This window comes from Shimwellia blattae DSM 4481 = NBRC 105725 (assembly GCF_000262305.1).
Classification (GTDB): Bacteria; Pseudomonadota; Gammaproteobacteria; order Enterobacterales; family Enterobacteriaceae; genus Shimwellia; species Shimwellia blattae.
The window spans coordinates 2,109,616-2,128,440 of record NC_017910.1 but is presented as its reverse complement, the minus strand read 5'-3'; the positions used below and the strand labels follow the sequence as shown (position 1 = coordinate 2,128,440).

The 18,825-nt window shown below is 52.0% G+C and carries 14 protein-coding genes; 12 read left to right on the top strand and 2 right to left on the bottom strand.

What is annotated here, in order from left to right; translation table 11 throughout:
* The first annotated feature begins 1 nt into the window (after window position 1).
* The 3 genes from EBL_RS09880 (at window position 2) to EBL_RS09870 (ending at window position 2,763) form a co-directional block, all read left to right on the top strand.
* Window positions 2-727 carry a C40 family peptidase gene (locus EBL_RS09880; RefSeq protein WP_002440840.1) on the top strand — a complete coding sequence of 242 codons (726 nt, stop codon included), beginning with the start codon at window positions 2-4 and terminating at the stop codon, window positions 725-727.
* 72 nt (window positions 728-799) lie between these two features.
* A complete protein-coding gene (locus EBL_RS09875) occupies window positions 800-2,329 on the top strand; it encodes an SNIPE associated domain-containing protein (protein WP_002440841.1) in 1,530 nt (509 codons plus the stop codon).
* Between the two features lie 221 nt (window positions 2,330-2,550).
* Window positions 2,551-2,763, top strand: coding sequence for a hypothetical protein (locus EBL_RS09870; protein ID WP_002440844.1), 213 nt, complete (start codon window positions 2,551-2,553; stop codon window positions 2,761-2,763).
* 570 nt (window positions 2,764-3,333) lie between these two features.
* Here EBL_RS09870 and EBL_RS09865 read toward each other — a convergent pair.
* Window positions 3,334-4,074 (bottom strand): LEM-3-like GIY-YIG domain-containing protein, encoded by a 741-nt coding sequence (locus EBL_RS09865; protein ID WP_002440845.1) that lies wholly within the window; start codon window positions 4,072-4,074, stop codon window positions 3,334-3,336.
* 203 nt (window positions 4,075-4,277) lie between these two features.
* On the opposite strand from EBL_RS09865, the gene EBL_RS09860 reads away from it, so the two are divergent.
* The 9 genes from EBL_RS09860 to EBL_RS09820 all read left to right on the top strand — a co-directional run bounded on the left by EBL_RS09860 (window position 4,278) and on the right by EBL_RS09820 (window position 17,882).
* Window positions 4,278-4,607 carry a tail assembly protein gene (locus EBL_RS09860; protein ID WP_002440846.1) on the top strand — a complete coding sequence of 110 codons (330 nt, stop codon included), beginning with the start codon at window positions 4,278-4,280 and terminating at the stop codon, window positions 4,605-4,607.
* A gap of 295 nt (window positions 4,608-4,902) precedes the next feature.
* Window positions 4,903-5,475, top strand: a complete 573-nt coding sequence (locus EBL_RS09855; RefSeq protein WP_014716027.1) for a zinc ribbon domain-containing protein — start codon at window positions 4,903-4,905, stop codon at window positions 5,473-5,475.
* Window positions 5,476-5,579: 104 nt separating this feature from the next.
* Window positions 5,580-6,185: a tail assembly protein gene (locus tag EBL_RS09850; protein ID WP_002440849.1), complete on the top strand. Its 606-nt coding sequence runs from the start codon at window positions 5,580-5,582 to the stop codon at window positions 6,183-6,185.
* Between the two features lie 52 nt (window positions 6,186-6,237).
* A complete protein-coding gene (gene gpJ / locus EBL_RS09845) occupies window positions 6,238-12,978 on the top strand; it encodes a TipJ family phage tail tip protein (protein WP_002440851.1) in 6,741 nt (2,246 codons plus the stop codon).
* Between the two features lie 340 nt (window positions 12,979-13,318).
* Complete coding sequence (locus tag EBL_RS20570) at window positions 13,319-14,089, top strand: hypothetical protein (RefSeq protein WP_126298258.1); 771 nt, start codon at window positions 13,319-13,321, stop codon at window positions 14,087-14,089.
* Window positions 14,090-14,441: 352 nt separating this feature from the next.
* Window positions 14,442-14,717, top strand: a complete 276-nt coding sequence (locus tag EBL_RS09835) for a metal/formaldehyde-sensitive transcriptional repressor (protein WP_002440853.1) — start codon at window positions 14,442-14,444, stop codon at window positions 14,715-14,717.
* 28 nt (window positions 14,718-14,745) lie between these two features.
* Window positions 14,746-15,864: an S-(hydroxymethyl)glutathione dehydrogenase/class III alcohol dehydrogenase gene (locus tag EBL_RS09830; RefSeq protein ID WP_002440854.1), complete on the top strand. Its 1,119-nt coding sequence runs from the start codon at window positions 14,746-14,748 to the stop codon at window positions 15,862-15,864.
* 165 nt (window positions 15,865-16,029) lie between these two features.
* The gene (locus tag EBL_RS09825; protein WP_002440855.1) at window positions 16,030-17,679 is read left to right on the top strand and encodes a putative bifunctional diguanylate cyclase/phosphodiesterase; all 1,650 of its coding nucleotides are present in this window, start codon (window positions 16,030-16,032) and stop codon (window positions 17,677-17,679) included.
* Window positions 17,680-17,693: 14 nt separating this feature from the next.
* Entirely contained in the window at window positions 17,694-17,882 is a 189-nt protein-coding gene (locus tag EBL_RS09820) for a hypothetical protein (RefSeq protein WP_002440856.1), read from the top strand.
* On the opposite strand, the gene EBL_RS09815 is transcribed toward EBL_RS09820, so the two are convergent.
* Window positions 17,883-18,806, bottom strand: coding sequence for a LysR substrate-binding domain-containing protein (locus EBL_RS09815; protein WP_002440857.1), 924 nt, complete (start codon window positions 18,804-18,806; stop codon window positions 17,883-17,885).
* Window positions 18,807-18,825: the final 19 nt, after the last annotated feature.

Sequence of the window (18,825 nt, the reverse complement as noted above, 5' to 3'; positions counted from 1 at the left end):
AATGTACCAGCGAACCATCCGGGCCATTAAGGCCCATGCCGCGGCAGAATACCCCAGAGAGTGCTGCGGACTGATTGCCGGCAGCAGACGTTCAGAACGTTATTTTCCGTGTCGTAATCTGGCAGCCGATCCTGCGGAACACTTTATTCTGGCGCCAGAGGACTATGCGGAAGTGGAAGCGTGGGGCACCATCACTGGAATTGTTCACAGCCATCCCGATGCAACCAGTCAGCCGAGCGAACTGGATAAGGCCCAGTGCGATACCAGCTTGCTACCCTGGCATATCATCAGCTGGCCCGATGGCGATATCCGCACCATCACCCCCAGGGGGCAGTTGCCATTAATCGGCAGGCCATTTGTGCTGGGTCATTACGACTGCTGGGGGCTGGTGATGGATTATTACCGCCAGCACCACGGCATTGAGCTACCTGATTACCGGGTTGATTACCCCTGGTGGGAAGATGCGTACCCGGATAATTTTTATCAGGACTGCTGGTATGAGTGCGGTTTTCGGGAGTTTAGTGGTGCGCCCCGGCCCGGGGATGTGGTGCTGATGCAGGTTCAGGCGAACAAGTGGAACCACGCCGGGATCCTGCTGGAGGGGAATATGTTGCTGCATCATCTGTATGGCCATCTGAGCCAGCAGGTGCCCTATGGCGGATACTGGCGGGACAGAACGATGAAGGTGGTGCGGTATGATGGTGTTTTTCAGGGTAAGAGTACATGAACATATCACCATGATAAATATGGCAACATTTGGTACTATTCTCTTACTTTTTTAAGGGAAGAGGATTTTTAAATGCTCCTGGGACTAACAATAACAGCAGGTGTTCTTGCTGTTTTATTCGTTGTTATGATTGTGATGCATATTTTGTTGAAGAAAAAGCATGCAAGCGATCTTTTACGTTACAGCAAGATTGTTGATCTTGAAGAAGAAGCACGAAAAATGAAAAAGGCTATGGATGATGAGGAAAAGTCCAGCCGTAATGCTATTGATAAAGAAGTGAAAGATAAACGAAATGAGATAGATAGTGAAGTTAATAAAAAGCGCCAGGCAATAGATAAAGAAGTTAAAGATAAGTATGCAGATATACAACGAAGAGAAAAAGCATCCAGGGAACTTATTGCGTCTCAGGAACAAGAACTGACTGAATTAAAACAATCGTATAATGAAAAGCGGCAGTTATTGTTGGGGCTTTCTGTAAAACTCGCGGAAGTTAGTGATTCTGTTGATATGATTGATTATGGCATGTACAAACCGCGTTTCGACTATCATGATTCGAAAGCCTTCCAGGAAGCCATTATCTACAATAAAGAAAAGCAAAAGAGTCTAATTCGAAAAGATGTTGCCTGTGACTTTAATACCAGTTGGGAAGTGAATGGTAGCAAAGCAGAAGGTAAAAAAATGATCAAGCGTTATGTGAAATTGCTCATCAGAGCATTCAATAGCGAATGTGATGCTGCTATTGGTAAAATTAAAGCAGGCAATGTTGAACAACTGAAAAAACGTATTGAAAGTGCTTTTGATGCCCTCAATAAATTTGGACAATCAATGAATATAAGTATCACGTATGATTATCTGAATTTACGGCTGGAAGAATTACTGCTTTGTCACGAAAAAGAACTTAAGATTCAGGAAGAGAAAGATATTCTCAGAGAAGAGCGTGAATTGCAACGAGAGGAAGAGAAGGCACAGCGTGAATACGATAAAGCTATTCGCGATGAACAAAAGGCAGAGCGGGACTTCCAGAAGGCAATGGAAAGGGCAAAAAAAGAGCTTGAGAAGGCAAATGCTGAAGAAAAATCTCGTATCGAAGCTAAAATTGCTGACCTGGAGCTTCAGGTTGAAGAGGCAAGGGCTTTATCTGAGCGTGCAAAATCTCAGGCTCAGTTAACCCGCAGCGGCCATGTCTATGTAATTTCTAATATTGGAGCGTTTGGCGAGAATGTCTATAAAATTGGTTTAACCAGACGGCTTGAACCTGAAGACCGGGTTAATGAACTGGGATCTGCATCAGTACCGTTTAAGTTTGATATTCATGCATTAATTTACTCCGATGATGCACCAGCACTTGAAAGCAGTCTACATAATGAGTTTTCTGCATACCGGGTAAATATGGTGAATAATCGTAAGGAGTTTTTTAATGTTAATCTATCAGATATTGAGAGCAAGGTTAAGTCGCTTGGTTTTGATGCGTCATTTACAGAGTACGCACTTGCACCTGAATATCGTGAGACGATCTCTATTTTGAATGCAAAAGACAAAACGAAATCAGTTGCAGATACCGTAGAAAATAAAGTTGAAGAGTTGTTCCCTGAAATGGCTTAAGGCTTTATTTTGATAGGCAGAAAAACCCGCTTTTGCGGGTTTTTCTCAGATAATTAAAATTTCTGTAAATAGTTGATGCCGCACGGAGACAGTGCGATAAATCGGAAATATGCAATAACAATTTTATTGAAAAATCGACCAATGAACTTGATGGGGATTTTTACACAAAAAGTGTAAAGCCCTCGGGCTCCCACGGCGGGTGTCCGGCAGAGGTAATTGAGATGAACATTAAACAAGCTCTTCGCGTTGCGACCCGGGAGTCAAAGTCTATACGCCGTGCTCTGGTTGATAAGCTGGAGGATATGCAGACTCTCCCGGTAATGCCAAAAAATGACTCCGGCATTACGGAATATTGCCTGGCAAAAGCCGAACAACTGAAAGCACAGGCACTGGAAAAGAAAATCATCAGTGCTCATGAAATAATGACACTGTAACCATGACTTGATCCGCTAGCGCACCAGACGCTGGCTGCATCCCTGATTAATCCGTTGGTCGGTTTTAATACTATCCCACTCCTGGCTATTGAAGAGCAATACTCTATACGGCCGGAGACGCTGCTAAACAACCTGACGTAACAGGCAATAAGATTAGACGAGTCACGTCGCGTAGGCGCTGAAATTCTGGATGAAAAGGAGGTACGCAAAACGGACACCCTTACAGGTAGGAGCAAAAAGTTTGAAAGGACTTACTTAGGCATGTTATTTGCGGCTGTAGTGAATTCGATACTATTGCTGCTGATATGGAGGTTGAGTTCCGTAAGTTACTGACGTCGCCGGTAGGAAAGCCATGCCTGGCTGAGTTCGAGGTAGCAGGACTTATGCGCCTGGCGATGTGAATGAAATAAGTGGATAGCCACAATCCCCCCTGCGATTTAGCGGAGGGGGAGCACTCTCCTGAGAAATGATCTCATTGTGTGACTGCTTAGAGCGAGGTGCGGATATTAGCAGCCTCAACAACATGACTAGCATTGAGGTGTATTAATCAACGGGGAGCAGGTCAGTTTATTACTCCAGCCCGACTTTTACGAAAGGGCTACCATGACTGCGCGATTTTTTGATTAGCTTGCCTACATATAATTTTCTGACTTCTGGTGATGCGATTCGTCCAACAAACTCTGAACGGTTAGTTTCGGGGGGGATGATCAGTTCCCGGGTAAAGTACTGCTGAGAGCCTGCCTTTATCCAGCACTGTATCTCGTAAACTTCCATCACCAAACCGCCGTAGGTGGCGTATGCAAATTTTAGGTTTTCATCTTTTGGTACTTTTGCCCAGACGCCACGCGTAGCTTCATATAATTCAAGTGCACTCATGCCGGACTTGTAGGTGCTGTTTAGTAAAAAAGCGAGCCCTGCATGTTCAGGTGCGATTTCCGTTTTTTGCTTAAGGAGGAGATAGTTTAGTTCATCCAGCGTGATTCGCCCCATAAGGGAGCTGCTTCCTCGTACTTTGTTGGTCAGTTCTCCGACACCTAAGAGATCAATACATGTTGCTTCAACAAGCTTCGCGGTTGCCTCATCCATGCCATGGCGTAATATATCGATACCCAGATTTCCTTTTTTTAACAGATGATTAATTCGTTCTGATTTCGGAGAGCCATCATTATACTTTATATGATCAAGACAGCGTTCTGACTTGCCTTTGCCTATATAAAACGGCTTTTTAGCGGCGTCTTCAGTATCATAAAATGCATAAACATAGAACTTAGCCATCCCTAACGCTTTTGAGTATTTTGAAAAATCTTTCACAACTTTGCTTCCTTAGGACAAAAGTACTTAATTTCACTATAGGTACTATAATTCATAACTTAAGTGCAAAACAATTAGCGTATAGATTGACCTGCGCCCATTGATGAATATGGGACAAAGTTAGCAGCGACTGCTTTTGGTACATAACTAACATAAATGATAATCAATCCCAACTAGACCCTGCGGTTTTTATTGGGGGAAATATGCCCGTATCTCCGCCCTGCGATACGCTGCACACCATCAGGTTGTACGGCATATTAGGCGCAACCTTTGGCCGGGAGTTCTGGCTGGCCGTATCGTCCGCCAGTGAAGCCATCCGGGCTCTGAATATCCTGCTGCCGGGTTTTGAACGTTTCTTAAATACCAGTCAGCAGCGTGGCCTGACTTACGCTGTATTTAGCGGCAAACGAAACCTCGCCGCGGAGGAGCTGGGAATGGATCACAGAGAAGAGGCCATCAGAATCGCTCCTGTGATAATTGCCAGCAAAAATGTGTTCGCATTTTTACTTTTTATGATTATGGGGATTTATTAGTGGTTTTTTTAATGTTAATTATATGATGGCGCTGAGTTAGATGGTGGATTAATAAATTTTTTTGAATTTCATTTTTTTAGTTAATGACATTTGTTTTTTTGTTTTCACTGCCAACAGTTAAATTCACGTGTTTTCATTGATAATTATATGATATATCAGCGCGTTGTTATTAATTAGTGCTAATGAACCACGTGAGTTATTAATTTGAAATGAAGTTCTTGTTTATGCTTTATTGATGCTAAATTCTTTTTCATATGATAAACGTTTGTTCTATTTATCTGGAAAGGAATTCGTAATGATAAAAACAATATCAATTCTAATAATATCGATATCTATTATTGCTTTAATCTATTCGTTAAATATGGATGTAACTGTCTATACAGCGTTGGGGCGATCGGTCAATAACATTGGGCTTATTGCGCAGCGGCAAATCTTCATTATCGTTGGATGTACCTTATTGATCATTGGGGTTCTGGCATACATAGCAGCAATTTTTATCGGAAATTCATATCGTGGTGTGGAGATTTGTCCGGCATGTGTAGAGAAGGTAAAGGCTACGGCAGTTGTTTGTAAGCACTGTGGGCACAATCTGGACAAAAGCAGGCGGCAGGTATTGATTCATGGTGTCGACGTTTTAAATATTATTGACAGGAACGGTGATGTTAATACTGAAAATCTCGATGCATTATCACGACTAATGCTGGATGGTATGGCTGAACATACTCCCCTGGCAATCCTTGTTTCGTATCATCCTGAGTTAGAAAAAATAAAGTCCGTTCACGGCATTGAATATTCAAATAGGTTCGAATATTTGATCGAGAAAAATATTGCCAGATTAAAAGGAGGGAAAAGTGGTAATAATCACTGAAAGCCATCATGACGGTAGGGAGCACTTTTACGCTGTCAGTATGTGAGTCTCGTTCTGAACTGTATTTACCAACTCGCCTCTGCGGGTTTTTCATTGGGGGAAATATGCCCACATCTCCGTCCTGCGATAAGCTGCGCACTATCAGATTGTACGGCATATTAGGCGCAACCTTTGGCCGGGAGTTCCGGCTGGCCGTATCGTCCGCCAGTGAAGCCATCCGGGCTCTGAATATCCTGCTGCCGGGTTTTGAACGTTTCTTAAATACCAGCCAGCAGCGTGGCCTGACTTACGCTGTATTTAGCGGCAAACGAAACCTTGTCGCGGAGGAGCTGGGAATGGATCACAGCGAAGAGGCCATCAGGATCGCTCCTGTGATAATTGGCAGCAAAAGAGCTGGTGTACTCCAGACTATCCTGGGCGCCGTACTGGTGGTCGCTGGTGGAGTCATTACCTATTTCGGCGGCGGTGCCATAGGTGTGCCGATAATGAAACTGGGGGCATCGGTTGCGCTGGGCGGTGTTATCCAGATGCTTTCGCCACAGGCCGGAGGGCTGGCCCGTAAACAGGCGACGGAAAACCAGGCCAGCTATGCCTTCGGCGGCGTAACGAATACCATCTCTCAGGGATACCCGGTGCCGCTAATGTATGGCCAGCGGCGGATTGGCGGGGCGATTATTTCCGCCGGGATTTATGTCGAAGATCAGCAGTAAACCAGACCATTTTCAATTAACCGCCTGAGGGCGGTTTTTTTATGGGTGCAATATGGCGAAATTAATAACCGGGCACAAAGGCGGGCAATCCAAATCCCGTACACCGTCGGAACATCCGGATGACCTGCAATCTGTAGCCAAAGCCAAAATCCTGCTGGCGCTGGGGGAAGGTGAATTCGCTGGTGGTCTGAGCGGAAGGGATATCTATCTGAACGGCACGCCGCTGCAAAATGCCGACGGCACGGAAAACTTTACTGGTGTTGTGTGGGATTTCAGGCCCGGCACGCAGATGCAGACTCATATCCCGGGAATTCCAGGGACGGAAAATGAAATATCTGTAGGCACTGCGGTATCTGATGAGACAGCCTGGACCCATACCTTTACCAACACTCAGCTATCGGCGATCCGCCTGCGGTTAAAGTGGCCATCCCTGTATAAGCAGGAAAGTAACGGTGATCTGGTGGGTAATTCTGTTGCTTATGCTGTCGATCTACAGACAGATGGTGGCACCTGGATAACAGTACTGAATGCTGCTGTTACGGGGAAAACTACATCGGGTTATGAACGCAGCCACCGAATTGATCTCCCGCCCGCTGGCACAACATGGACTCTGCGGTTACGCAAAATCACCCCCGATGCCAACAGTGCCAAAATTGGTGACGGGATGACCCTGCAAAGTTATACCGAAGTCATCGATGCCAAACTGCGCTATCCCAATACGGCACTGCTGTATATAGAGTTTGATTCCAGCCAATTTAATGGCTCGATTCCCCAGATTGCCTGTGAACCCCGCGGCCGGGTGATCCGCGTCCCTGACAACTACGATCCGGAAACCCGGCAATATAGCGGTCTCTGGCAGGGGCTCTTCAAATGGGCATGGACGGATAACCCTGCGTGGGTATTTTACGATCTGGTTGTCAGTGACCGGTTTGGCCTGGGTCACCGTTTATCGGCCGCCAATATCGATAAATGGAGCCTGTATAACATCGCCCGTTACTGCGATCAGCCGGTTCCGGATGGTAAAGGCGGTGCCGGAACCGAGCCGCGTTATATCTGTAATGTCTATATTCAGGATCGGGCTGATGCTTACAGTGTTCTGCGGGACTTCGCCGCCATCTACCGCGGCCTGACCTGCTGGAGCGGGGATCAAATTGTCACCCTGGCTGATATGCCCCGGGATATTGATTACACCTATACCAGGGCGAATGTTATCAATGGCGAGTTTCGCTATTCCGGCACTACCAGTAAGGTTCGTTATACCAATGCGCTGGTGTCGTGGTCCGATCCGGACAACGCCTACACGGATGCCACGGAGCCGGTATTTGAGCGTGACCTGGTGGCCCGCTATGGTTTTAACCAGCTCGAGCTGACGGCCATCGGCTGTACTCGCCAGTCGGAGGCAAACCGCAAAGGTCGATGGGGGATCCTCACCAATAACAAAGATCGCCTGGTGACGTTTTCCGTAGGTCTCGATGGCAATATTCCGCAGCCGGGTTACATCATCGGGGTGGCCGATGAAATGCTGGCCGGGAAAGTGAATGGCGGACGCATCTGTGCGGTGGACGGCCGGGTTATTACCCTTGACCGTAAAACTGCGGCCGGGCCCGGTGACCGGCTGCTGGTTAATTTACCGTCAGGCGTAACCCAGAGCCGCACCATTAAAGCGATCAGCGGCCAGCAGGTCACGGTCACGACGGCCTATGGTGAGGTGCCACAAAAGGAATCCGTATGGGCGCTGGAATTTGATGATCTCCGGGTACAGCAATACCGCGTGACCGGCGTAAAAGAAAACGATGATGCCTCGTTCACCATTGTGGCCGCCTCCCATGACCCGGATAAATTCGCCCGTATCGATAGCGGTGCGGTTATTGAACAACGTCCCGTCAGCGTTATCCCGCCGTCAAACCAGCGCGCACCGGACAAGATAACCATAACCGCCGATTCCGTGGTGCAGCAGGGGATCCGCGTGGCCACCATGCGGGTGTCCTGGGGGGCAGTGGAAAATGCCATTGTCTACCAGGTTCAGTGGCGCCGTAATCACGGCAACTGGAACCATGTGCCCCGGACCACGACCACGTCATTTGATGTCACCGGTATTTATGGGGGGCAGTATCAGGTCCGCGTCCGGGCCATTAATGCCGCTGATGTGTCCAGTAGCTGGGGATATTCTGCGTTACAGACCCTGGAGGGGAAGGAAGGGGCGCCCGCCATGCCCCTGGCCCTGACGACAACATCATTGCTCCATGGCGTCGAACTGACCTGGGCATTTCCCCCAGGCGCCGAAGATACCCAGCATACGGAACTGCAGTACAGTGCTAACCGGGATGGCCGCAATCCCCGGATTCTGTCCAGTGTGGCCTACCCGGGGCAGCGGTATCAGCAGATGGGCCTGCAAATCGCCGCCGTATTCTGGTACCAGGCACGGATCGTGGATCGTCTGGGCAACAAAAGTCCCTGGACCGAATGGGTGATGGGCATGGCCAGCGATAAGGTGGGAGATTATTACAACCAGCTCACTGAGGCTATGCGTGATACGCCCGCCTGGCAGGAGAGCCAGCGTGATATCCGGGAGGTTCATCAGGCTCTGAGTGAAGAGGCCGACGCCCTGCGAAGTGACATTGATCAGCAGGTCAGCGAGGTGTCTCAGGCTCTGGGGCAGCGCATTGAAACAGCCGACAAGCAACGCATCGCCGGTGACGATAAGCTCAGTCAGCAGGTAAAGCTGACGGGTAACAGTCTCAGCCAGTCACTGGCACAGAGTCAGGCAGGCTGGACAGCAGCCGTTCTCAAAGAGAGCGCCGATCGTATCCAGTCAATCCGGCTGATGGCATCGGAGGCGGCAGATCAGCTTCTGGCAGAGAAGGCCGCTCGTGAGGCGGCATTCCGGGAAACCCGTAACCTGATTCAGGATGTTAATTCGTCACTGGCCGGACAGATGGCGCAGATTGCGGCGGGCACGGGTGAGCAGTTCGATAGTCTGAAAATCTGGTATTTCGATACCGGGCCAGATGGCTGGACAGAGGATGACGCCAGCCGCATTCCTATGACCGTTACAGATGATGGCTGGCTACGGGCGAAAAACACCCAATCTTCTGCCCGATCACCAAATCATATGGCTGTTGACGCCAGCGCTTACCGGTTTATTAAGTTGCGTATTAAGCGTAACGGAATGCCTGTATGGCGCGGGAAATTGTGGTGGATTGGTGTCGGTGAAACGGGGTGGTCTGCCCACCGGGCATTGGTGTTCAAAGAGCCGGAGTATGATCCGGACGGTGTGGCCACCCTGACCATACAGGATATTCCATGGAATCCGTCAGAGAGCATTCGCCGTTTCAGGCTGGATCTGGCGGCTGGCCAGAATGAACGGGATTATTTTCTTATCGACTGGGTTGCTGTCGGCAGGCCAACCCCCGGTGCGGGTGTTGCTGCGTTGCAGGAGGAGAAGCAGGCCCGAACCCGGGCCGATGCAGCAGAGGCTGTGAACCGGCAGACACTTGCGACTCAGGTACGGGGAAATTCAGAGAGCCATCACCTGGCGGACCTGAAATCAGGCCTCTTGTTTCAGGAGATGAATGCCCGGATCACTGCGGACAAAGCTGAGGCGAGCGCCAGAAGGTCACTGCAAACCCTGTTTGATGAAAACCAGGCGACGGTTACGCAGTCTCTGAGCTCTCTGACCTCAGAACAAAAAGCGCATGCCAGCAAACTGAGCCACCTGGAAACCCGGCTGGGTAAAAAAGCCGACAGTACGGCACTTCAGTCCCTTACCCAGGCTGTCGGGCAGCAGGCTGGATCTATTGCGGCACAGGGTGAGGCACTGACGGCACTAACTAACCGGGTAGGGAAGACCGAGTCCGGTAATGTTGTGAATGCCCGCGCTATTAACAGGCTGCAGTCGTTAACCGAACAGCATGGTAAAACCCAGGCCAGCCAGGGGGCTGCGATTACTACTCTGGATAATGGGTTACAGGGAACGCGCCAGGATCTGAATAAAAAAGCTGACAGTACCGCCGTGATTGCGCTGAACAATCGTGTTACCCGGGCGGAAAATACGCTAACTTCTCAGTCTCAGGATCTCACCACACTGAACAGCCGAATCAACACATTACGTCATCAGATCTCCAATCCCTGGTTTGACGGCTCCCTGGAAAGCTATGCCGCTGGTGAGCGCCTCGGTGGCGCCAGTGCCTTTGTGGTGGACAGCCGTAAATTTACTGGCAGCCGGAGCCTGTGCCTGAGGCGTAGCCCCGGAGAGCGCGGAAACAGTGATAAGGCTCTGGGCCCCTGGTCAAACGTGCGGGAACGGGCGGTTTATACCTTCGAGCTCTGGGCCATGATGCCGGAAAGCGAATCACCCTCGCCGGGCTGGCAGACAATCGTTGGCTTGTGGGTAAAGGATATGGCCGGAAAGAATTCCTGGCAGAGTGCCATCCGTATTACGGAGGCAACCCTGGGCGCGCGGGACCAATGGGTGAAATTCACGGGCAAACTGCGCCTGCCAGGCGCCGGGAAAACCCGCGGGGTGGTCTGGGTATCCACCCGGGGAGCTAACGGGAACGGCACACCAGGCTATGAGCTGTTTATCGATGATGTGGTGATCACGGACATCACTGATGCCCATGCCGCGCAGGAAGGGGCAGATGCAGCCGCCAGGGCACTCACCAGCCTGACCGCCAGAGTAACCAGTGCGGAAGGGAAAACCACGGCACAAGGCCAGCAGATAACCCGTCTGGAGAATGAGTTATCTACCACGAAAGGCGTTGCGGATGGGGCTGCCCGGGCGCTGGATTCTCTGACAAATACCGTTGTTCAGCATCAGAACGACATTGTGGCGGTAAATTCCCGGTCTACACAGTTGCAGGCGTCTTTAAATCGCCGGACCGTGTTTACCGTGACTGCCAGAGGGAATGGCTCCAGTGCTGTTACCGGTTTATATGATGAGAGTGGCAAACGGCTGTTTGCCCCGGGGCGCAGTTATAACCTGATTACGTTCAGGCCGCAGAGTGATGGCTCGACCCGTGTAGATTCAGCAACAAAATATGACGTTTACGGGAGTAAAACAGCGGCGGAAAAAATGGTAACGGATATCGCAGCGCTCGATAACGGGAGCTGGATCTGTGTACTGACCCACGATGAACCATCCCGATCCCGGGAGATCATTCGCGATGCGCTAATGACTCTGGGCGGGACATCCGAAGTGATTAACACATTACCTTTTCGCGGAGCTTATATTCTGCTGGGGCGCAAAGGGTTAAAAGCTGGTGGTGGGCTGGAGGTATCGGCGCCCGGAGGTAACAGCGCCGAAGCTATCGTTTCAACATCGGTAGTCTTCATTAATGGCGTCATGGCGGGCCTGGGCACGGCATCCGGTGCCATGATGAAATCCAGCGCTAATGCTGCGGCCATCTCAACGCTAAATAACACGGTTATCCAGCAGGGGAACCGGCTGACAAGCCAGGGGACAGCGATCACTGCGTTAAAAAACGGCTTATCCTCTGTGAATAAATCACTTACTGAAAAGGCCGACAGCGCGGCGGTAAACACATTGACCAGCCGGATAAACAAAACAGAAGATGCACTGATCTCCCAGTCGCAAAGTGTCACCACGCTGACAAGCCGGGTAAACACCCTGCGTAACCAGATTTCTAATCCCTGGTTTGACGGCTCCCTGGAAAGCTATGCCGTTGGTGAGCGCCTCGGTGGCGCCAGTGCCTTTGTGGTGGACAGCAGTAAATTTACTGGCAGCCGGAGCCTGTGCCTGAGGCGTAGCCCCGGAGAGCTCGGAAACAGTGATAAGGCTCTGGGCCCTTGGTCAAACGTGCGGGAGCGGGCGGTTTATACCTTCGAGCTCTGGGCCATGATGCCGGAAAGCGAATCGCCCTCGCCGGGCTGGCAGACAATCGTTGGTTTGTGGGTAAAGGATGTGGCCGGAAAGAATTCCTGGCAGAGTGCCATCCGTATTACGGAGGCAACCCTGGGCGCGCGGGACCAATGGGTGAAATTCACGGGCAAACTGCGCCTGCCGGGCGCCGGGAAAACCCGCGGGGTGGTCTGGGTGTCCACCCGGGGAGCTAACGGGAACGGCACACCAGGCTATGAGCTGTTTATCGATGATGTGGTGATCACGGACATCACTGATGCCCATGCCGCGCAGGAAGGGGCAGATGCAGCCGCCAGGGCACTCACCAGCCTGACCGCCAGAGTAACCAGTGCGGAAGGGAAAACCACAGCACAAGGCCAGCAGATAACCAGTCTGCAAAATTCGGTAGCCGGTAAGGCTGATAGCAGTGCAGTGCGTTCATTGACCACCCGACTGACGCAGGCAGAAGGACAAATAACGCTGGCGACACGCTCCCTGACCAGCCTCAGTACAACCGTTGGCGATATGTCATCAACCCTGCAAACCCAGGGAAAAACAGTAGCCGGTCTGGATGGCCAGCTCAGTGCACTGTATTCCATTAAAGTGGAAACCGATAACGGCAAAAAAGTGGGGGCCGGTATTGTTCTGGGTAGCGATGGTGAAACCAGTAGCCTGGTGATGTATGCAGAGAGCTTTGCGCTCTATAACCGTGCCAGCAAAAAATCCGTACCGGTGATGATAGCTAAAGGAAATGAAATGTTTATTGATAAAGCCAGGATCGAGGATGGCACTATCGACAGTGGCAAAATATCAGGCTCACTTCAGTCAACCGGATATGGCGCCGGTGGCGGTTGGCGGCTGAGTAAAAATGACAATAACCTGTTATTTACTGATGCGAATAACGTCGTCAGGTTCAAAGTGGGGCGTTTGTAAATGACTTATGGGTGGCAGGTTTTTGATGAGCGAGGGAATTTGCGTTTTGACCATAATGTGATTATGTCGCGCCAGCTGGGGTGGCGCGACTTTCCTGTACGTCGCGAGGCCATTAATGAAAGGATCCACGGGATTCACTTTAACGGAGGAACACCCTTTGCCTACTGTACGCTCATGAATCATGTCGTTGTGCCAAAGGGCCTGGTATTTTCATTCCGGCCACCGGTTATCAATATTGGCCCCGATTTTATCCATGTCTGTAGCGATAGGTCGGGGTATCCAGACGATTTAGGTGGTCACCTTTGCGAGGGGGGATTTACCCTACACTGGGGTGTTTATTATGGCTAATTACGGTATCCAGCTGGTTAATAAACATGATCTTTCCATTGCCAGTGAGCAGGACGTCAATTATGTTTTGCGATCGTCTGGTCTTATCAAAAATAGCCACTTTTCGAGAGGCTCATCCTCAGAGCCTTTTAGTTTTTGTTATATGGATTTGGCAGCATTTAATTGCCCGCTAGTTTTTTTCCGCCCGGTGAATTCGGATTCCCGCATATGTGCTTATCCCAGCCAGACGGCAGATTCCATGGGGCATGGAGCGGTGATATGGCGGCATATGCGGGTAATGAAATGGTGGAACAAACACATCGCAGATATTGAGTATTTTATATATGACATCTGGACGCCACCGGAACGATCAGCATTCGGGATCCAGATGTTTAATTCTGGCGGCGGAATAATTTTTGATTCTGGCTGGAATTTTCTGATGCTGACCAGCGTTAAGTGGCTGGATCCGGGGTATCCGAACCATGCTCACCATAATAGTGGGGCGAACTGGACTCCTGTCGGCCATATGGGGCACGGCCAGCTGGCGCTGTCGCTACCTAATCCCCGCGGGTGGGTTGAACCAGGCGGCCTGACGGTGGGGTGGTTTCTGCAGGAATGTTTTCACCTGCAGGGAAACGATGCCTTTATATCCCTGGTACCGAGGGGAATGTACTTCTGGGGCGCGCCAAAGCGCGGCTGGACTAACAATATGCGCACCCAGCTTATGGCGGCGGATGTCTCCGCGATGCCGCGTAATTATCATCCGGTAAAGATTTGGCATTAGTCGCACGTCCGGATCGTTGTCTTTCTTCCTCGTCTACTATCCTTTCCTGTTATTGAGCGCCCTTTGTTTTCACATTTTATTAGCATTTTGTGTTCCGGATCCCTGCTGAGATCTTCACGCCGGAAGCAGAATTCACCCCCGATTCCGGGCCCGGATTTTGGGACATTTTGGGGACACTTTGGGGACAAAATCGCGTTCGGGGACACTTTTGGGACACAAAAAATACCTGTTATGTCTATTTATGTTCGAAACGCCATTTGTATAACTTTATGAAATAAAACAATTTTCTTTGTTTTGCAATAACATAGCAGATCATATACCATACCCCCCTATAGTATACAGAGGCCGCACAATGCCCCATTCACCACAAGACAAAAAACGCATCCTCACCCGGGTACGGCGTATCCGCGGGCAGGCAGAGGCGCTGGAGCGGGCCCTGGAAGGGGGTGAGCCCTGCCTGGCGATACTCCAGCAAATAGCCGCTGTCCGGGGCGCTGCTAATGGGCTGATGAGCGAAATGCTGGAAATCCACCTGAAAGACGAACTGGTCAGCGGTGAAACCACTGCCCGGGAGCGTGAGCAGCGGATGGCCGATGTGGCCCATCTTATTCGTTCGTACCTGAAATAAAACCATTCCCACCACAGGAAGAGAGCATATGAAATCTCGTGCAGCCGTGGCCTTTGGCCCGGGAAAACCGCTGGAAATTGTTGAGATCGATGTCGCGCCACCGAAAAAAGGTGAAGTGCTGGTTAAAATCACCCACACCGGCGTCTGCCATACAGATGCCTTCACCCTGTCTGGCGACGATCCGGAAGGTGTATTCCCGGCGGTCCTCGGCCATGAAGGCGGCGGTATTGTTGTGGAAGTCGGGGAGGGCGTGACCAGCCTGAAACCCGGCGACCATGTTATTCCGCTGTACACCGCAGAATGCGGCGAGTGCAAATTCTGCAAATCCGGCAAGACCAACCTCTGCCAGGCGGTGCGCGCCACCCAGGGCAAAGGGCTGATGCCAGACGGCACAACCCGCTTCTCCTACAAGGGCGAGCCTGTCTATCACTACATGGGCACCAGCACCTTCAGTGAATACACTGTGGTGGCCGAAATCTCGCTTGCCAAAGTGAACCCCCAGGCCCCGCTGGATAAAGTCTGCCTGCTGGGCTGCGGCGTCACCACCGGGATCGGTGCGGTACATAACACCGCCAAAGTAAAAGCCGGGGACACCGTCGCTATCTTCGGGTTAGGCGGTATCGGCCTGGCGGCAATCCAGGGGGCCGTACAGGCGAAAGCCGGGCGGATTATCGCCATTGATACCAACCCGGCGAAATTTGAGCTGGCCCGGGATATGGGGGCCACAGACTGCATCAACCCGAAAGATCACGACAAGCCTATCCAGGAGGTGATCGTTGAAATGACCGACGGCGGGGTGGACTTCAGCTTCGAATGTATCGGTAATGTCGACGTGATGCGCGCTGCCCTGGAGTGCTGCCATAAAGGCTGGGGTGAAAGCGTGATTATCGGGGTTGCCGGTGCCGGGCAGGAAATTCGCACCCGTCCGTTCCAGCTGGTGACCGGCCGCGTGTGGCGGGGCTCGGCATTTGGTGGCGTGAAGGGGCGCACCCAGCTACCGGGAATGGTGGAAGATGCCATGGCCGGGAAAATTCGCCTCGACCCGTTCATTACCCACCGGATGCCGCTGGAGCAGATTAACGACGCCTTCGAACTGATGCACCAGGGCAAATCTATCCGCACGGTGATCTACTTCGGCGATAAATAACCCTCCCGTCTGTTTTTCCGCCTGCCATCCCGCAGGCGGCTTTCCTGCCTTTTGGTGACACTGTCACCATCCCTCTGCCCGGTGTTTGTTCTGGAGTGGCCGCTGCGGATAATATAGATTGTATCATTATGCTGATTAGGTGAATTTCTTCCAGATGGCTCATCCATGACTAACGACCGCCTGACCGATATTGCATATCGCCATTTTATTGAAAGCGTTAAAGATTATGCCATCTACATGCTGAACCCTGATGGCACCGTCGCCAGCTGGAATGAGGGCGCCAGGCGGGCAAAGGGCTACACCCACAGCCAGATCACGGGCAAATATTTTGGTCTGTTCTACAGCGCCAGCGAGCAGCGGATCGGCCTGCCGGCCCATAATTTAGCCATTGCGCGCCAGAAGGGGAAATTCGAAGGCGAAGGGTGGCGCTACCGGCGGGACGGCTCCCGGTTCTGGGCACACGTTATTATTGATGCCATCTATGATGAGCAGCGAAACCTGCTGGGCTTTGCCAAAATCACCCGCGATATCAGTGAACAGAAAGAGGTGATGGACAAAATTGCCCATCTGGCCCGCTATGACGCGCTGACCAGCCTGCCAAACCGCAGCGAATCGTTTAATTTTATCGCATCGGTGCTGACCCGTGGCGAATATTACAAGGTCGCCATCTTCACCATCGACCTGGATAAGTTCAAAGATATTAATGATCTCTATGGTCACGGCACCGGGGATCAGATCCTCCAGCGTGCCGCCCACCGGGCACGGGAAATGCTCGGTAAAAATGAGCTTATTGCCCGCTTCGGCGGCGATGAGTTCGTCGCAGTCAAACCCTTCAATACCCCCGGTGAGCGGGAGCAATTTACCCGCCGCCTGGATAAGTGCTTTAACAGCCAGTACCGGATAAATGGCCGTGAAATCGCCATCAGCGCCAGTATTGGCGGCGCGGTTTACCCGGACGACGGCGCCGATATCAACATGCTGATCAGTAACGCGGATCTTGCCATGCACCGGGCTAAGGCCGATGTCGACCACAACATCTGCTGGTACGCAGCGGAAATGGACGAAAAAACCCGGATGCGCAACCTGATGTCCGCCGATATCTGCAAAGGGCTGGCTGCCGGGCAGTTTTTTATGCATTACCAGGGCAAACGGGCACTGCGGGATAACAGCATCACGGGGTATGAAGCCCTGCTGCGCTGGCATCACCCGGTTTACGGGGAGATCCCGCCGGATGTCTTTATCCCGCTGGCGGAAGAGAGCGGGGCGATTATCCCCCTGGGCTACTGGGTTATTGAGCAAGTCTGCCGCGAGTCCCTGGCCGGCAATATCCGCAAGCGCATTTCAGTGAATATCTCCCCGGTGCAGCTTCGCCACCATGACTTTATTAAGAATGTGCGCGAAATCCTCAAACGCATGGCCTACCCGCTCAGCCTGCTGGAGTTCGAAGTGACCGAAACGGCGTTTATCATCGACAAAACGCTGACATTTAACATCCTGCGCCAGTTTCAGAAGATGGGGATCAGCATCGCGCTGGACGATTTCGGCACCGGTTACTCCTCATTAAGCACGCTGCGGGACTTCCGCTTCGATGTCATCAAACTGGATCGCTGCTTTCTGGAGAACATAGAAACCCACCCGGAGGCCCGCTCCTTTGTGCGGGCGATTATCTCACTGGGCAAGGCGATTCATACCCCGCTGGTGGCGGAAGGGGTGGAAACCCTGGCCCAGCTTCGCGTGCTGGAAGAAGAGGGCTGCACGGAAATTCAGGGATTTCTGTTCGGGAAACCGGCAGGGATCGCATCCATCCAGCGTTAGCAGGTAGAGGGAATATGCTGAAGGACTATCTGATCATTGGCTGGCTGACCATTATTGTTGCCTGGCCCTGGAGCCTTTCGGTGCTGGGGATACTGCTGGGGATTGCCGTCTGGCGCCGCCGCTGGTGGCTGGCCGCCCTGAGCGCCCTGTTACTGGCGCTGGTGGCAACGGCGGCCTGGGAGTTCGCTTACTGGATGGGCTGATCAGCCGGGCATCGATTTACGGATAGCCGACAGCAGGCGCATTGCGATGCCGCTGAGTGGCGTATCGACCCGGGTCAGAATACCGATAGGCTCGCCGGTTCCCGTCTGCGGCACCGGAAGCGCCACCAGCGCACCCTGGCGCAAATCGTCTTTGACCGCCCCGGAAGGTACAAACCAGACATAATCGTAGTCAATGGTCAACTGCCGCGACAAAGACGCCGACAGCGTTTCGATACAGTTCGCGCTCAGTTCACAGCCCTGTTCCGCCAGCAGTGCCTCGCTGCTCTGGCGCGGGGCTGTACCTTTCGGGGAGACCACCACCGGCCAGTCCATCACCCGGCTCATGGTGACATTATCATGCAGCAGGGGGTGATCCGGGCGCACCACCAGTTTCAGGGACTCGAGGAACAGCAGCTCATAGTTGAGCCCGGTCATCAGTTCCGGATCAGACATCCGGCCAATGCCTAAATCCAGCTCGCCCGATTTCAGCCCGGAGAGGATCATCGGGTTATTCATGGTGCCCACCTGCAGCGTAACATCCTGCTGCTGGCGGTGAAACTGGCCAATAACCGGCGGCAGGATCCCCAGTGCGGCGGTCGGCAGCGCGCCAATGCGCACCACTTCCGAAGGGCCCCGGGGCGGATTATGCAGCGCCTGTCCCGCATGGTTGAGGGCGTCGAGCACTTTAACCGCGTGGGTCAGAAACTGCTCGCCAGACAGGGTCAGGTGCGCGCCAAGTCGGCCGCGTTCAAACAGGCGGGTGCCGGTCAGCTGCTCCAGCTCATTGAGGGTTTTGGACAGGGCAGGCTGGCTGAGATTCAGCGTCTCTGCGGCCCGTCCGAGCGTCCCCTGCTGAGCAACAGCGACAAAGGTATGTAGGTGGCGCAAGCGAATGCGCTGATTAAACAGAACATTTTTTTCCATGGCTATTGTTTAAAGCAGC

Excerpts from the sequence above, each read along its gene's own strand:
- EBL_RS09880 (WP_002440840.1), top strand. The coding sequence starts at position 2 with ATGTACCAGCGAACCATCCGGGCCATTAAGGCCCATGCCGCGGCAGAA.
- EBL_RS09875 (WP_002440841.1), top strand. The coding sequence starts at position 800 with ATGCTCCTGGGACTAACAATAACAGCAGGTGTTCTTGCTGTTTTATTC.
- EBL_RS09870 (WP_002440844.1), top strand. The coding sequence starts at position 2,551 with ATGAACATTAAACAAGCTCTTCGCGTTGCGACCCGGGAGTCAAAGTCT.
- EBL_RS09860 (WP_002440846.1), top strand. The coding sequence starts at position 4,278 with ATGCCCGTATCTCCGCCCTGCGATACGCTGCACACCATCAGGTTGTAC.
- EBL_RS09855 (WP_014716027.1), top strand. The coding sequence starts at position 4,903 with ATGATAAAAACAATATCAATTCTAATAATATCGATATCTATTATTGCT.
- EBL_RS09850 (WP_002440849.1), top strand. The coding sequence starts at position 5,580 with ATGCCCACATCTCCGTCCTGCGATAAGCTGCGCACTATCAGATTGTAC.
- gpJ (WP_002440851.1), top strand. The coding sequence starts at position 6,238 with ATGGCGAAATTAATAACCGGGCACAAAGGCGGGCAATCCAAATCCCGT.
- EBL_RS20570 (WP_126298258.1), top strand. The coding sequence starts at position 13,319 with ATGGCTAATTACGGTATCCAGCTGGTTAATAAACATGATCTTTCCATT.
- EBL_RS09835 (WP_002440853.1), top strand. The coding sequence starts at position 14,442 with ATGCCCCATTCACCACAAGACAAAAAACGCATCCTCACCCGGGTACGG.
- EBL_RS09830 (WP_002440854.1), top strand. The coding sequence starts at position 14,746 with ATGAAATCTCGTGCAGCCGTGGCCTTTGGCCCGGGAAAACCGCTGGAA.
- EBL_RS09825 (WP_002440855.1), top strand. The coding sequence starts at position 16,030 with ATGACTAACGACCGCCTGACCGATATTGCATATCGCCATTTTATTGAA.
- EBL_RS09820 (WP_002440856.1), top strand. The coding sequence starts at position 17,694 with ATGCTGAAGGACTATCTGATCATTGGCTGGCTGACCATTATTGTTGCC.
- EBL_RS09815 (WP_002440857.1), bottom strand. The coding sequence starts at position 18,806 with ATGGAAAAAAATGTTCTGTTTAATCAGCGCATTCGCTTGCGCCACCTA.